Raw genomic sequence first — 14,224 nt, forward strand, 5'->3', positions numbered from 1 at the left:
TGATGAGCCAGTCCACCGGTTATTTCACCCACAGGGACTGCTGGCGGCACGAAATGGGGCCGGGGCACCCCGAATGCCCTGCCCGCCTGGACGCCATCCAGGACCGATTGCTCGCCTCCGGTCTGGACATTGCCCTGGACAAACGCGAGGCCACGGCGGCCGCCCTGGCCGACCTTGAACTGGCCCATGGGCGCATGCACCTGGCCGCGCTGCGGGGACTGTCGGACCAGCTGCGCGACGACATCGCCGCCGGCGGCCCGGACCATGCGCAGATCGACCCCGACACCTCGATCAACGTGCACAGCTGGGATGCGATCCTGATGGCCGCGGGCGCCGCCATCGACGCCACCGACGCGGTCATGGCCGGCGAGCTGGCCAACGCCTTCTGTGCCGTGCGTCCGCCGGGTCACCACGCCACGCGCAACCAGGCCATGGGTTTCTGCTTCGTCAACAACGTGGCGGTGGCGGCCAAGTACGCCCTGGAACGCCACGGCCTGCAGCGCGTGGCGATCATCGACTTCGACGTGCACCACGGCAACGGCACCGAGGACATCGTCGCGGGCGACGAGCGCATCCTCATGTGCAGCTTCTACCAGCACCCCTTCTACCCACCCTGGAACCACTCGACCGCACCCAACCTGGTGAACCTTCCGGTGCCGGCGTACACCAAGGGCATGGATGTGAGGGAGCTGATCGACATGATGTGGCTGCCCCGGCTCGATGCCCACCGGCCGCAGATGATCTTCATCAGCGCCGGCTTCGACGCTCACCGCGAAGACGACATGGGCCAGATGGGGCTGGTGGAGAACGACTACGCCTGGATCACCGAACGCATCAAGGAAGTCGCGAAGCGCCACGCCCAGGGCCGCATCGTGAGCTGCCTCGAAGGCGGCTACGACCTCAGCGCCCTGGCGCGGAGTGTCGAGGCGCATCTGCGTGTGCTGGCAGGGCTTTGACTGGAACGAGAGACGCCCTGTGAGGCCGAACGGGTTTTGAACTGAGATGCTGAAGAAAGTACTGAAAAGGATGCCAGGTCTGAGAGGCCTGGCCCAGGAGCTGACGGATCTGCGCCTGCAGGTGCAGGCGGGTCAGGAACGCGAGCAAAGGGCACATGAAGAGCGCTTGCGGTTGCAAGGGGAGCTGCAGCAGGCCCGTGACATGATCGGTCGACTGCAGTTGTGCGGGGCCAGCTCTGATCTGGACGACATCCTGGTGCCGGAAGCTGGTTCGCGAGCGCCGGCCTTCTGCGGGCACAGCGTCGTCTGGCCCTGGTTGCAGGAGCACATCAACCGGCCAGGGCTGGAGGTGCTGGAAATAGGCTCTCGGCTGGTGGTGGCGCGCGCGCTCTGGAAGGAGTACCTGCCCGATGTGCAGTACACCGGGTTCGACTACCTGCCGGGCCCCAATGTGGACGTGGTGGGCGACGCCCACCGCCTTTCTCAATACCTCCCCGGTCGACAGTTCGACTTTGTCTTCTCCTGCGCGGTGTTCGAGCATCTTGTGTGTCCATGGCTCGTGGTGGAAGAGATTTCGAAGGTGCTGCGCCCGGGGGGCAAGGCGTTCATCGAAACCCATTTTTCCTTCTCGGAACACGAAGCGCCGTGGCACTTCTTCCAGTTCAACAGCCGCGCGCTGGAGCAGCTGTTTCACCCGAGGCTGGGTTTCCGGGTGATCGACAGCGGTCTCTCAAGCCCCATCGTCGGCCGCTTCGCCAAGGGAAGCCAGGGCTACCTGCTGGATCAGCCGGTGAACAACCTGTACGGCCACTCGGAGATCGTGGTGGAGAAGGTCGGTCCCGCGGACCCGGCCTTCTCCTGGCGCGATGTGGCGCAGGATCTTGCCGCCACCAGTTCTTATCCGCCGCCCCTGGCATCTGTCCCTGATACGCAATGAATGACCTTGTCCTGAAGCACACCCGCGACGACCGCGGCGTGCACACCCTCACACTGAACAACCCCAGGGCCTTCAACGTCCTGTCCGAGGCCATGATGGCCGCGTTCCAGCGGGCGCTGGACGACGTGGCCGCCGACCCCTCGGCGCGCGCTGTGGTGATCGCCGCCGAGGGCCGCGCCTTCTGCGCGGGACACGATCTCAAGGAGATGAAGGCACGTCCCGAGCTGGCCTACTACCAGTCCCTGTTTGCGACCTGCTCGAAGCTGATGCTGTCGATCCGCAAGCTGGAAGTGCCGGTGATCGCACGCGTCCATGGCCTGGCCACCGCCGCCGGCTGCCAGCTGGTCGCCCAGTGCGACCTGGCGGTGGCCGTGAAGGAGGCGAGCTTCGGCGTCAACGGCATCGACGTCGGCCTGTTCTGCGCGACGCCCAGCGTGGCGCTGTCGCGCAACATGCTGCCCAAGCAGGCCATGGAGATGCTGCTGACCGGCGACTTCATCTCGGCCGAAGAGGCGAAGGCCCGCGGGCTGGTCAACCGTGTGGTGGCGGCCGACGCCCTGGACGCCGAAGTGGCCGCGTTGGTCGACCGCATCCTGGGCAAACCGCGCGAGGCGCTCGCGATGGGCAAGGCGCTGTTCTACCGACAGCTGGAAACCGGCATGGAATCGGCGTACCAGCTGGCCGGCCAGACCATGGCCTGCAACATGGTGCACGAAGTGGCGCAAGAGGGTGTGCAGGCCTTCATCGAGAAGAGGGCGCCCCGATGGTGAGCAACAACAGCGCTGCACCACCGCCCATTCAGGACTTCGACGCCTGGCTTTCCGGATTCCAGCAGACCACCGTGTGGATCGAACTCGGCGTGCTGGCGCTGTGCGTCGGCATGGCCTGGGGGCTGGGTACCCTGCTGCGGCGCGCGCTCAACATGCAGCAGGAAGGGTCATCGATCCTGTTCGGCCGGCAGGTGGTCGACGGCGTGCTGTTTCCCGTGCTTCTGCTGACCCTGGCCTATGTGGCGCGCAGTGCGTTGGCCCAGCAGGTGCCACTGGCGGTGTTCAAGGTCGCCATTCCGGTGCTGGTGTCCCTGGTGGTGATCCGGTTCGGAGTGAAAGTGCTGCAGGCGGCGTTCTCATCGGCGCCCTGGGTGCGGGTGATGGAGCGCACCATCTCCTGGTTGGCCTGGGGCTTCATGGTGCTGTGGGTCAGCGGCCTGCTGCCCATCGTGCTGGAGGAGATGGAGCAGATCACCTGGAAGATGGGCTCCAGCACGGTGAGTCTTCGCACCCTGATCGAAGGGGCGCTGACTGCGGGCGCTATGCTCATCGTGACGCTCTGGATTTCTGCGGCGCTCGAAGCGCGCCTGCTCAAGTCGGCGATCGGCGGCGACCTGTCGCTGCGCAAGGCGCTGAGCAATGCGACCCGCGCCATCCTGATGTTCTTGGGCCTGATCGTTGCGTTGTCCGCGGTGGGCATCGACCTGACGGCGCTGTCGGTGCTCGGCGGTGCGGTGGGTGTGGGCATCGGCTTCGGCCTGCAGAAGCTGGCCGCCAACTACGTCAGCGGCTTCGTGATTCTGGCCGAGCGCAGCATGCGCATCGGCGACAACGTGCGGATCGACAACTTCGAAGGGCGCATCACCGACATCACCACCCGCTACACCCTGATCCGCTCGGCGGCGGGGCGCGAGTCCATCGTGCCCAACGAGATGCTCATCACCAACCGGGTGGAGAACCTGTCGCTGGCCGATCCGAAGGTGTGGCAGTCCACAGTGGTGTCGGTGGGCTACGACAGCGATGTGGACGCGGTGCGGCGCCTGCTGGTGGAGGCCGCGCTGGCGCAGCCGCGCGTGCTGCGCGAGCCGGCGCCGAGTGCTGCGCTGTCGGCCTTTGGGGCGGACGGGCTGGAGTTCACGCTGGGGTACTGGATCGCCGATCCGGAGAATGGTCAGCTGAACCTGCGCTCCGACATCAACCTGGCGGTGCTGGCCGCGCTGCGCATGCACGGCATCGAGATTCCGTATCCGCAGCGCGTGGTGCACATGCGCCCCACCAGCTGAGCGGTGCAGGCCCTCAGCGGGCCATGAAACCGGGCAACCAGAGCGAGATGATGGGGAAAGCGATCAGGATGCCCAGGCGCACGATGTCGGCCATCACAAAGGGCCAGACACCGCGGTAGAGCGTGGTGAGCTTGACTGCGGGCAGCAGCGAGTTGAGCACGAAGAGGTTCAGACCCACCGGGGGCGAGATCATGCCGATTTCCACGATGGTGACGATCAGGATGCCGAACCACACGGGATCGAAGCCCAGGCCGGTGATGACCGGGAAGAACACGGGAATGGTCAGCAACACTATGGCCAGTTCCTCCATCACCATGCCCAGAGCGAGGTAGATACCCATCATCACGATGACCACCATGATGGGGTTGGGGCTGAACTGCAGCACGAAGTCGCGCAGGTCACCCGGCATGCTGGTGAAGTTGATGAAGCTGGTGAACACCATGGCTCCGATGAGGATGGTGAACAGCATGGCCGTGGTGCGCGCGCTCTCCTGCAGGATGTCCATGACCACGCGCGGCGTGAGCGTGCGGCGGGCCAGTGCAAACAGGAAGGCGCCCGCCGCGCCCACCCCAGCACCCTCGGTGGCGGTGAACACGCCACCGTAGATGCCACCAATGACCAGTGCGAACAGCAGGGCGACGCTCCAGATGCCGCGGATGGCGGCCAGACGCTGCGGCCATGTGAAGCGTTCGGCCGGCGGGCCCGCTGCGGGGTCGCGCCAGGTGACGAACACCACCGCCATGCACAGGCAGACGATGGCCACGATGCCGGGCAGGATGCCGGCAATGAACAGCTTGCCGATGTCGGTCTCGGTGATGATCCCGTAGATGACCAGGATGGTTGACGGCGGGATGAGGATGCCCAGCGTACCGCCCGAGGCGATCGATCCGGTGGCCAGCGTGTCCTTGTAGCCGTGGGCCTTCATCTCGGGATAGGCCACGCGCGACATGGTGGCGGCGGTGGCGATGGAGGAGCCGCAGATGGAGCCGAAGCCGCCCGAGGCGATGATGCTGGCCATGGCCAGCCCGCCGCGGCGGTGCCCCACGAAGGCGTTGGCGGCGGTGAACAGTTCCTTGGCCATGCCCGCGCGCGCCACCAGATTCCCCATCAGCACGAACAGCGGAATCACCGATAGCACGTAGTGAAAGCCGGTCTCGAAGATCACCTGGCTGGTGCTGGCAAAGGCCGGCTGCCAGCCGCGCATCAGGCCCAGTCCCCCCAGGCCGGCAATGGTCATGGCCACAGCCAGGGGCACACGCAGGAAGGCCAGCGCGAACACCACCAGGAAACCCAGCAGTGCGGCGGTCATGGCGTGGTCTCCCCGTGGGCCACCGGAATGGGTGGCGAGAACACGAAGAGGGCATGCACCAGCGCGGTCAGCAGCAGCAGCGCCGCCATCAGCCAGGCGACAGGGGATATGGCCAGCTGCAGGTGAACCGTGGTGTCGCCGTATTCGGCAAAGCGCTGGGCGCGCGTGGTCATGAGCCAGGCCAGCAGGCCGAAGGTGCCGGCACAGACCAGGTGCACCAGCCGCGCCTGAATGCCCTTGAGCCAGGCCGGGACGACGGCGTCCAGCGAGTCGAACACCACATGTTCGCTGCGCCATGAAACCAGCGGCAGCGCGCCGAAGATGACGATGACCATGAGGATCTCCGTCAGCTCCAGCCCGCCGGGCACGGAATGGTTGAAGAACTTGCGGCCCGTCACGTCGATGAGGGTGAGCCACATGATGGCGAACAGCGCCATGGATGCGATCAGGCCGCTGGACCAGCGCAGGAACTTCTCGGGGGTCTGGAGCATGATGGGTGTCAGACAAGACAAACCGGCGGGGCAGCCAATGCGGCCACCCCGCCGGTTATCAGACGGTGCCTGGCTGGCACCAGGCTTACTTGACCTTCGCGATTTCGGCGCGGAACTCGGCCAGCACCGCCTTGGCGTTCTTCAGGCCCTTGGCTTCGGCCGCTGCAGCCCACTTGTCTTCCAGCGGGGCCTGCTTGGCCTTGATCTCGTTCACGAACGCATCGGAGGCCTTGATGCGCTGAACACCCTGTGCTTTCTGCGCGCCGTTGACCGAGGCGTCGTCCACCTTGTCCCAACCGGCGCCGAACAGGCGGGCCGCGTATTCGCCCGAAAGCTTGTCGACCACTGCCTTGTCCTGCGCGGAGAGGGCGTCGTACTTGGCCGGGTTCATCATGAACACGAAGCTCGTGTTGTACAGGCCGCCCGGCAGGGTGGTGGCGTGCTTGATCATGCTCAGCTTGAAAGAGGCGATCGACTCGTCGGGGAACAGTGTGCCGTCCATGACGCCTGTGGACAGGAGTTCAAACGCTTCGGTGGCAGGCTTGAGGGTGGTGTTCCAGCCCATCAGCTTGGTCAGCTCGTTGATGTTGCCGCCACCGATGCGCCACTTGAGCGTGGCACCGTCGGCAAGGCTGTTGACCGGTTTCTTGCTGTTGAAGATGGTGCCGGGCCCGTGGGTGAACACTCCCAGCACCTTCACGCCCTTGTGCTCGCCCAGCGGGGCGAAGTACTTGCTGTAGATTCGCTGGTAGGCGACCGAGGTGGCCATGGAGTTGTCGCCCAGGAAGGGGAACTCGGCCATCTGGGTGTTCACGAAGCGGCCCGGGGTGTATCCGTCCACGGTGAAGGAGATGTCGGCCAGGCCGTCGCGCACGGCATCAAAAGTGCCGGGAGGGGCCGACACGGACTTGGGCAGGATGTTGCACTTCATGCGTCCAGCGCTTTCCTTCTCCAGCGCATCGCACCATTCCTTTTGCGCCACGCTCAGCGTGTGCGTGGGCGGTACCCAGGTCGAGGCGGTGAACACGGTCTGGGCCTGGGCGCCGGCGCCCGCGAACAAGGTAGCGGTGAGCGCCGCGGTGGCGGCAAGGCGGAACTTCATGTGTTGTCTCCTGGGAGTGGGTTGGATCGTTACGAAAGATAAACAAAAGACCCTGATTCACTATAGGCGAATCCCCTTGCCGGCCCCCTAGTGAATTACCCGAATTGGCCGACCGACTGGTCGGTTAATAGGGATTTCCCTTGCTTTGTCGTTGTGGCGGCAGACGCGCCTGGGGGCATTCGCGATCATCACGATTCTTCTTCTATAATTCAAAAAAAGCACGATCGTTCTATTTTGTGGCCGTGCAGCAAAAGTCTGGCCAGAAATGTCGCGTTGCTCGTCAGACGCCTACAATCCGAATTGACGTGCACGTCAATTCGAGCACCCGTTTCAACCCGCCTTTTCCATTCATCAGGAGCAACCGAACATGAAGGTCATCGTCCCCGTCAAACGCGTGGTGGACTACAACGTCAAGGTGCGCGTCAAGAGCGACGGCACCGGCGTGGACATCGCCAACGTCAAGATGAGCATGAACCCGTTTGACGAGATCGCGGTGGAAGAGGCCGTGCGCCTGAAGGAAAAGGGCGCAGCCACCGAAGTGATCGCTGTCTCCTGCGGCGTGGCCCAGTGCCAGGAAACCCTGCGCACCGCCATGGCCATTGGCGCCGACCGCGCCATCCTGGTCGAGACCGATGTGGAGCTGCAGCCCCTGGCCGTGGCCAAGCTGCTCAAGGCCCTGGTGGACAAGGAACAGCCGGGTCTGGTGATCCTGGGCAAGCAGGCGATCGACGACGACGCCAACCAGACCGGCCAGATGCTGGCTGCGCTGGCGGACCTGCCGCAAGCCACCTTCGCTTCCAAAGTGGAAGTGGCCGGTGACAAGGCCAAGGTCACCCGCGAAATCGATGGTGGTCTGGAGACCCTGGAAGTGAGCCTGCCGGCGGTGGTCACCACCGACCTGCGCCTGAACGAGCCGCGCTACGTGACGCTGCCCAACATCATGAAGGCCAAGAAGAAGCCGCTGGAGACCGTCAAGCCCGCGGATCTGGGCGTGGACGTGACCCCGCGCCTGAAGACGCTCAAGGTCGCCGAGCCGGCCAAGCGCGGCGCTGGCGTCAAGGTGCCGGATGTGGCCACGCTGGTCGACAAGTTGAAAAACGAAGCCAAGGTCATCTGAAGACCGCTGAACCCAACGATCCAGAGGAATACCGAACATGACCGCACTCGTCATTGCCGAACACGACAACGCTTCCATCAAGGGCGCCACCCTCAACACCGTCACCGCCGCCGCTGCCTGCGGTGGTGATGTGCACGTCCTCGTCGCCGGCCACAACGCCGGTGCCGCCGCCGCGGCTGCCGCGCAGATCGCAGGCGTCAGCAAGGTCATCCACGCCGACGGCGAAGGCTTCGCTCACGGCCTGGCCGAGAACATCGCCGCCCAGGTGCTGGCCATCGCCAGCAACTACAGCCACATCCTGTTCCCCGCCACCGCTGGCGGCAAGAACGTGGCCCCGCGCGTGGCCGCCAAGCTGGACGTGGCCCAGATCAGCGACATCACCAAGGTGGTGAGTGCCGACACCTTCGAGCGCCCGATCTACGCCGGCAATGCGATTGCCACTGTGCAGAGCGCGGACGCCACCAAGGTCATCACCGTGCGCACCACCGGCTTCGACGCCGCGGGCCAGGGCGGCTCGGCGGCGGTGGAAACCGTCGCCGCTGCCTCGGGCAACGGCAAGAGCGCCTACCTGGGCAGCGAAATTGCCAAGAACGACCGCCCGGAACTGACGGCCGCCAAGATCATCGTCTCCGGTGGCCGGGCGCTGGGCAGCAGCGAGAAGTTCAGCGAAGTGATGACCCCGCTGGCCGACAAGCTGGGCGCTGCCATCGGTGCCTCGCGTGCCGCCGTCGATGCAGGCTATGCACCGAACGACCTGCAGGTGGGACAGACCGGCAAGATCGTCGCGCCGCAGCTGTACATCGCGGCCGGCATCTCGGGTGCGATCCAGCATCTGGCCGGCATGAAGGATTCGAAGGTGATCGTGGCGATCAACAAGGACCCCGAGGCCCCGATCTTCAGCGTGGCCGACTACGGTCTGGAAGCCGACCTGTTCACGGCTGTGCCGGAACTGGTGTCGAAGCTGTAAGCCGACGGCACCCACAAGGGCATCGCGTGCGATGCCCTTTTTTTGCACCCGCATTCGATCCACGGAGACTTTCATGAGCTACACCGCCCCCCTCAAGGACATGCTGTTCAACATCGAGCACCTGGCGCGCATCGACCAGGTTGCCGCCTTGCCCGGCTTCGAAGACGCTGGTCTGGAGACCGCACAGGCCGTGCTGGAGGAGTGCGCCAAACTCAACGAAGGCGTGATCGCACCGCTGAACTTCGAGGGTGACAAGAACCCGTCCTTCTTCAAGGACGGCCAGGTCACCACCACGCCCGGTTTCAAGGAGGCCTTCAGGCAGTACGCCGAAGGCGGCTGGCAGGGCCTGCAGCACCCGGTGGACTTCGGCGGTCAGGGCCTGCCCAAGACCATCGGCGCGGCCTGTGGCGAAATCCTCAACAGCGCCAACATGAGCTTCGCGCTGTGCCCGCTGCTGACCGACGGCGCCATCGAGGCCCTGCTGACCGCCGGCTCCGACCAGCTCAAGGCCACCTACCTGGAGAAGCTGGTCAGCGGCCAGTGGACGGGCACCATGAACCTGACCGAGCCGCAGGCCGGTTCCGACCTGGCCGCCGTGCGCAGCCGCGCCGAGCCGCAGCCCGATGGCACCTACAAGGTCTTCGGCACCAAGATCTTCATCACCTACGGTGAGCACGACATGGCCGAGAACATCGTCCATCTGGTGCTGGCCCGTGTGACCGGCGCGCCCGAGGGCGTGAAGGGCATCAGCCTGTTCGTCGTGCCCAAGTTCCTGGTCAACGCCGATGGAACGCTGGGCGCGCGCAACGATGTGCACTGCGTGTCCATCGAGCACAAGATGGGCATCAAGGCCTCGCCTACCGCCGTGCTCCAGTACGGTGACCACGGCGGCGCCATCGGCTACCTGGTCGGCGAAGAGAACCGCGGCCTCGAATACATGTTCATCATGATGAACGCCGCCCGCTATGCGGTGGGCGTGCAGGGCATCAGCGTCTCCGAGCGCGCCTACCAGAAGGCCGTGCAGTACGCCAAGGACCGCGTGCAGAGCCGCCCGGTGGACGGCAGCTTCACCACCGCCGCGCCCATCATCCACCACGCCGACGTCAAGCGCATGCTCATGACCATGCGCGCCGCCACCGAGGGCTGCCGCGCCATGGCCAGCGTGGCCGCCGCCGCCTACGACGCGGCCCACCACCACCCGGACGCCGAGGTGCGCAAGCAGAACGCGACCTTCTACGAATTCCTGGTGCCGCTGGTCAAGGGCTACAGCACCGAGATGAGCCTGGAGGTCACCAGCCTCGGCGTGCAGGTGCATGGCGGCATGGGCTTCATCGAAGAGACCGGCGCGGCCCAGTACTACCGCGACGCCAAGATCCTGACCATCTACGAAGGCACGACGGCCATTCAGGCCAACGACCTGGTGGGCCGCAAGACCGCGCGCGACGGCGGCACCTCGGCCAAAGCCATCGCGGCCCAGATCGAGAAGACCGAGGCCGAACTGAAGGCCCGTGGCAGTGCCAACGCGCTGGCGGTGGCCAAGCGCCTGGGTGCCGCGCGCCAGGCGTTCGTGGATGTGGTCGAGTTCATCGCCGCCAACACCAAGAGCAATCCTAACGCGGCCTTCGCGGGCAGCGTGCCCTACCTGCTGCTGGCCGGCAACCTGATGGCGGGCTGGCAGCTGGCGCGCGCGCTGCTGGTGGCCGAAGACCTGTCCGCCAAGGGACAGGACGTGCCTTTCATGCAGGCCAAGATCACCACCGCCCGCTTCTACGCCGACCACATCCTCAGCCGCGCGCCGGGCGTGCGCGATGCGATCGTGGACGGTGCCGAGGCCGTGACTGCGCTGCCCGCCGAAGCTTTCTGATTCCCGACACCGCCAAGACTGGAGACGACATGACCCAACGCCAACGCTACCTGCCCCCGGTGCTGCAAAACCTGCCGTTCCCGGTGATCGGCTCGCCGCTGTTCATCATCAGCAACCCCAAGCTGGTCATCGCCCAGTGCAAGGCGGGGGTGGTGGGCTCCATGCCTGCGCTCAATGCGCGCCCGGCCTCGCAGCTGGACGAGTGGCTGGCCGAGATCACCGAGGCGCTGGCCGCCCACGACAAGGCCAACCCCGACAACAAGGCCGCGCCGTTCGCGATCAACCAGATCGTGCACAAGAGCAACGACCGGCTGGAGCATGACCTGGAGCTCTGCGCCAAGTACAAGGTGCCGGTGATCATCACCAGCCTGGGCGCCCGCGAAGACGTGAACCAGGCCGTGCACAGCTGGGGCGGCGTGGTGCTGCACGACGTCATCAACAACGTGTTCGCGCACAAGGCGATCGAGAAGGGCGCGGACGGCCTGATCCCGGTGGCGGCCGGTGCCGGCGGCCACGCCAGCGTCAAGAGCCCCTTCGCCATGGTGCAGGAGATCCGCGAGTGGTTCGACGGCCCGGTGGCGCTGTCGGGCTCCATCGCGTCGGGCGGCGCCATCCTGGCGGCGCAGGCCATGGGCGCCGACTTCGCCTACATCGGATCGGCCTTCATCGCCACCGACGAAGCCCGTGCGGTCGAGGGCTACAAACAGATGATCACCGAGAGCAACTCGGACGACATCGTCTACAGCAACTTCTACACCGGTGTGCACGGCAACTACCTCAAGGGCAGCATCCGCAACGCCGGCATGGACCCGGACCACCTGCCGGAGAGCGACCCGAGCAAGATGAACTTCAGCACCGGCGAAGGCGCCAACGCCGCCAAGGCCTGGAAGGACATCTGGGGTTGCGGCCAGGGCATCGGCGCCATCCGCGAGGTGGTGCCGGCGGCCGATCTGGTGGCGCGCTTCCGGCGCGAATACGCCGAGGCGAAGGCCCGCATCTGCGCGGGCTGAGCGCGCCCGCCCCGCTCAGTTCTTGAACAGTTCCCGGATCGCGTCGAGGATCGTCGGCGGTCCGGCGTACTGCGCACCCGCCGCATCCTCGATGGTGGCGACGGCGCCGCCGTTGGCCCATTCGGCGTAAATCCAGTCGTCGTTCATGCGGGTCAGCCCCGCCGGTGCATCGCCCGGTGCGGCGACCGGCACACCCTTGAGTGCGGCGGCCATGTAGTCGGTCCAGATGGGCAGCGCCAGCCGGCCGCCCGACTCGTGGTCGCCCAGGCTGCGGGGTTTGTCGTAGCCCATCCAGACCACCGCCGCCAGCCCGGGCTGGTAGCCGGCGAACCAGGCGTCGAGCACGTCGTTGGTGGTGCCGGTCTTGCCGTAGATGTCGCTGCGCTTGAGCCGGACCTGGGCGCGGGCGGCGGTGCCGACGCTGGTCACGTCGTTGAGCATGCTGCCCATCACATAGGCGTTGCGCGCGGGGATCGCGCGGTTCTCTTCGGTCAGCACGGGCGCGGCGGGCGCCTCGAACAGCACCTTGCCCTGGGCATCGGCGATCTTCTCGATCACCACCGGCTCGACCGACCAGCCGCCGTTGGCCAGCGTGGCGTAGGCGCGGGCCATCTGCAGCGGTGTCACCTGCCCGGTGCCCAGCGCCAGCGTGAGGTTGTCGGGCTGCTTGGCGACGTCGAGGCCGAAGCGCCCCAGCCAGTCGCGCGCGCGCTGTGTGCCGGTGTGCTGCAGCACACGCACGCTCACCAGGTTGCTGGACTTGGTCAGCGCGGTGCGCACGGTCAGCGGTTCGCCGGTGGCGTTGCCGCTGTTGCCGGGTGACCAGCCGTTGGGTGCGGTGAACGGACCGTCGTCGACCAGGGTCGAAGGCATGACGCGCTCTTCGAGCGCGGCCGAATACAGCAGCGGCTTGATGGTGGAGCCGGGCTGGCGCCAGCCCTGGGTCACGTGGTTGAACGGCTGGCGCGCGAAGTCGAAGCCGCCGACCAGGGCCCGCACGCGGCCGGTGCGCGTGTCCAGCGCGACCAGCGCGGCCTCGGCCTCTGGCCATTGCGTGATCGACCAGTCCTTGCCATTTTTGACCACGCGCAGCACCGAGCCCCGCTGGATGCGCAGCGCGTCCTTGGCCTTGGTCGACAGGCCCGGCTGGGCCCAGCGCAGGCCTTCGCCCTTGATGCGCACCTGCTCGCCGCTGGCCAGCTGCACGCGCACTTCCTTGGGCGTGGCGCCCAGCACGATGGCGGCGCGCAGCGTGTCGTCGTCGCGGTGGTCCTTCAGCGCCTCGGCGGCGGCGCGTTCGAGTTCGGGGTCGTTGGCCGCGGGCAGGTCTTCCCGTGCCTCGGGGCCGCGCCAGGGGTTGCGGCGGTCCTGTGCCAGCACCCCGCGCTGCACGGCGGCGTAGGCGGCGCGCTGGTCGGCCGCGCGCAGCGAGGTGGTGACGCGGATGCCGCGCGAGTAGGCGGATTCGCCGAAACGCTCGAACACCACCCGCCGGGCCATCTCGGCCACGTGAGCGGCGTCCACATCGCGCACGCCGGGGGAGCGCAGGATGATCTTCTCGGCGCGGGCTGCGGCGAGCTGGGCGTCGTTGATCACGCCGACCGTGTGCATGCGCTGCAACACCACGCGCTGGCGCGCCGTGGCACGGGCCATGTTGGCCACCGGGTTGGCGTAGTACGGGTTCTGCGGCAGGCCGGCGAGCATCGCAGTTTCGGCGATCGTCAGCTGGTCCATGGCCTTGCCGAAGTAGGTCTGCGCGGCGGCGGCGAAGCCGTAGGCCCGCTGGCCCAGGAAGATCTCGTTGAGGTAGATCTCCAGGATGCGGTCCTTGGACAGCGCCTCCTCGACCTTGAAAGCCAGCAGGATCTCCTTGGCCTTGCGCTCCACCGTCAGTTCGCGCGTGAGCAGCATGGTGCGCACGAGCTGCTGGGTGATGGTGCTGGCCCCCTGCTTGCGGCCACCGGTGATCAGGGCCAGGGCCGCGCGTGCCATGCCCTTGGGGTCGACGCCGGAATGCTCGCGAAAGCGCGCGTCCTCGACCGCCAGCACCGCGTCCTGCAGCAGCTTGGGGGTCTTGGACAGCGGCACGTATTCGCGCCGCTCGGCGCCGAACTGCGCCAGCTCCACGCCGTCGGCGGTGAACACCTGCAGCGGCAGCTTGGGCTGGTAGTGGACGATCCTGTCGATGGGCGGCAGGTCGAACGTGGACGCATGGGCTGGTGGCGCGGTCAGCAGCAGCGGGGCAGGGGCGGCGAGGGCCAGTCCCAGAAGGAGGCGGCGCGAGAGACGCAAAGACATGGGCGCGAATTATCCGGTCGGCGTGTGCGGCACAGGTGAATGGCACGTAACTGAATGTGCCTTCGACCCACGGTTCATCCCGGTCCCGCACCTGATGGCCCACAATTGTTGCGATACAGC

12 protein-coding genes are annotated in these 14,224 nt (G+C 66.4%); 8 read left to right on the plus strand and 4 right to left on the minus strand.

Annotated elements, in window-relative coordinates; translation table 11 throughout:
• Positions 1-2: 2 nt before the first annotated feature.
• The 4 genes from HPF_RS08595 (at position 3) to HPF_RS08610 (ending at position 3,946) form a co-directional block, all read left to right on the plus strand.
• Positions 3-956, plus strand: a complete 954-nt coding sequence (locus tag HPF_RS08595; RefSeq protein WP_066150602.1) for a histone deacetylase family protein — start codon at positions 3-5, stop codon at positions 954-956.
• A gap of 70 nt (positions 957-1,026) precedes the next feature.
• Positions 1,027-1,893 carry a class I SAM-dependent methyltransferase gene (locus HPF_RS08600; protein WP_165961669.1) on the plus strand — a complete coding sequence of 289 codons (867 nt, stop codon included), beginning with the start codon at positions 1,027-1,029 and terminating at the stop codon, positions 1,891-1,893.
• Positions 1,890-2,663, plus strand: coding sequence for an enoyl-CoA hydratase (locus tag HPF_RS08605; protein WP_133156339.1), 774 nt, complete (start codon positions 1,890-1,892; stop codon positions 2,661-2,663). Before HPF_RS08600 ends, HPF_RS08605 begins: the two co-directional genes overlap by 4 nt.
• Complete coding sequence (locus tag HPF_RS08610) at positions 2,657-3,946, plus strand: mechanosensitive ion channel family protein (protein ID WP_133156340.1); 1,290 nt, start codon at positions 2,657-2,659, stop codon at positions 3,944-3,946. Before HPF_RS08605 ends, HPF_RS08610 begins: the two co-directional genes overlap by 7 nt.
• Before the next feature lie 13 nt (positions 3,947-3,959).
• On the opposite strand, the gene HPF_RS08615 is transcribed toward HPF_RS08610, so the two are convergent.
• The 3 genes from HPF_RS08615 to HPF_RS08625 form a co-directional block, all read right to left on the minus strand.
• A complete protein-coding gene (locus HPF_RS08615) occupies positions 3,960-5,255 on the minus strand; it encodes a TRAP transporter large permease (protein WP_066150616.1) in 1,296 nt (431 codons plus the stop codon).
• Positions 5,252-5,746, minus strand: a complete 495-nt coding sequence (locus HPF_RS08620) for a TRAP transporter small permease (protein ID WP_066150619.1) — start codon at positions 5,744-5,746, stop codon at positions 5,252-5,254. The genes HPF_RS08615 and HPF_RS08620 overlap by 4 nt, the downstream gene beginning before the upstream one ends.
• A gap of 85 nt (positions 5,747-5,831) precedes the next feature.
• Positions 5,832-6,848, minus strand: coding sequence for a TRAP transporter substrate-binding protein (locus HPF_RS08625; protein ID WP_066150622.1), 1,017 nt, complete (start codon positions 6,846-6,848; stop codon positions 5,832-5,834).
• Between the two features lie 367 nt (positions 6,849-7,215).
• On the opposite strand from HPF_RS08625, the gene HPF_RS08630 reads away from it, so the two are divergent.
• The 4 genes from HPF_RS08630 to HPF_RS08645 all read left to right on the plus strand — a co-directional run bounded on the left by HPF_RS08630 (position 7,216) and on the right by HPF_RS08645 (position 11,806).
• Positions 7,216-7,965 (plus strand): electron transfer flavoprotein subunit beta/FixA family protein, encoded by a 750-nt coding sequence (locus HPF_RS08630; RefSeq protein WP_079365935.1) that lies wholly within the window; start codon positions 7,216-7,218, stop codon positions 7,963-7,965.
• 37 nt (positions 7,966-8,002) lie between these two features.
• Entirely contained in the window at positions 8,003-8,932 is a 930-nt protein-coding gene (locus HPF_RS08635; protein WP_133156341.1) for an electron transfer flavoprotein subunit alpha/FixB family protein, read from the plus strand.
• Between the two features lie 73 nt (positions 8,933-9,005).
• Entirely contained in the window at positions 9,006-10,796 is a 1,791-nt protein-coding gene (locus tag HPF_RS08640) for an acyl-CoA dehydrogenase (RefSeq protein ID WP_133156342.1), read from the plus strand.
• 29 nt (positions 10,797-10,825) lie between these two features.
• Positions 10,826-11,806, plus strand: coding sequence for an NAD(P)H-dependent flavin oxidoreductase (locus tag HPF_RS08645; protein WP_066150630.1), 981 nt, complete (start codon positions 10,826-10,828; stop codon positions 11,804-11,806).
• Between the two features lie 15 nt (positions 11,807-11,821).
• On the opposite strand, the gene HPF_RS08650 is transcribed toward HPF_RS08645, so the two are convergent.
• Positions 11,822-14,104, minus strand: a complete 2,283-nt coding sequence (locus tag HPF_RS08650) for a penicillin-binding protein 1A (RefSeq protein WP_133156343.1) — start codon at positions 14,102-14,104, stop codon at positions 11,822-11,824.
• Positions 14,105-14,224 lie beyond the last annotated feature (120 nt).

Origin of the sequence: Hydrogenophaga pseudoflava, from assembly GCF_004353865.1 — a bacterium.
Lineage (GTDB): Bacteria > Pseudomonadota > Gammaproteobacteria > Burkholderiales > Burkholderiaceae_C > Hydrogenophaga > Hydrogenophaga pseudoflava.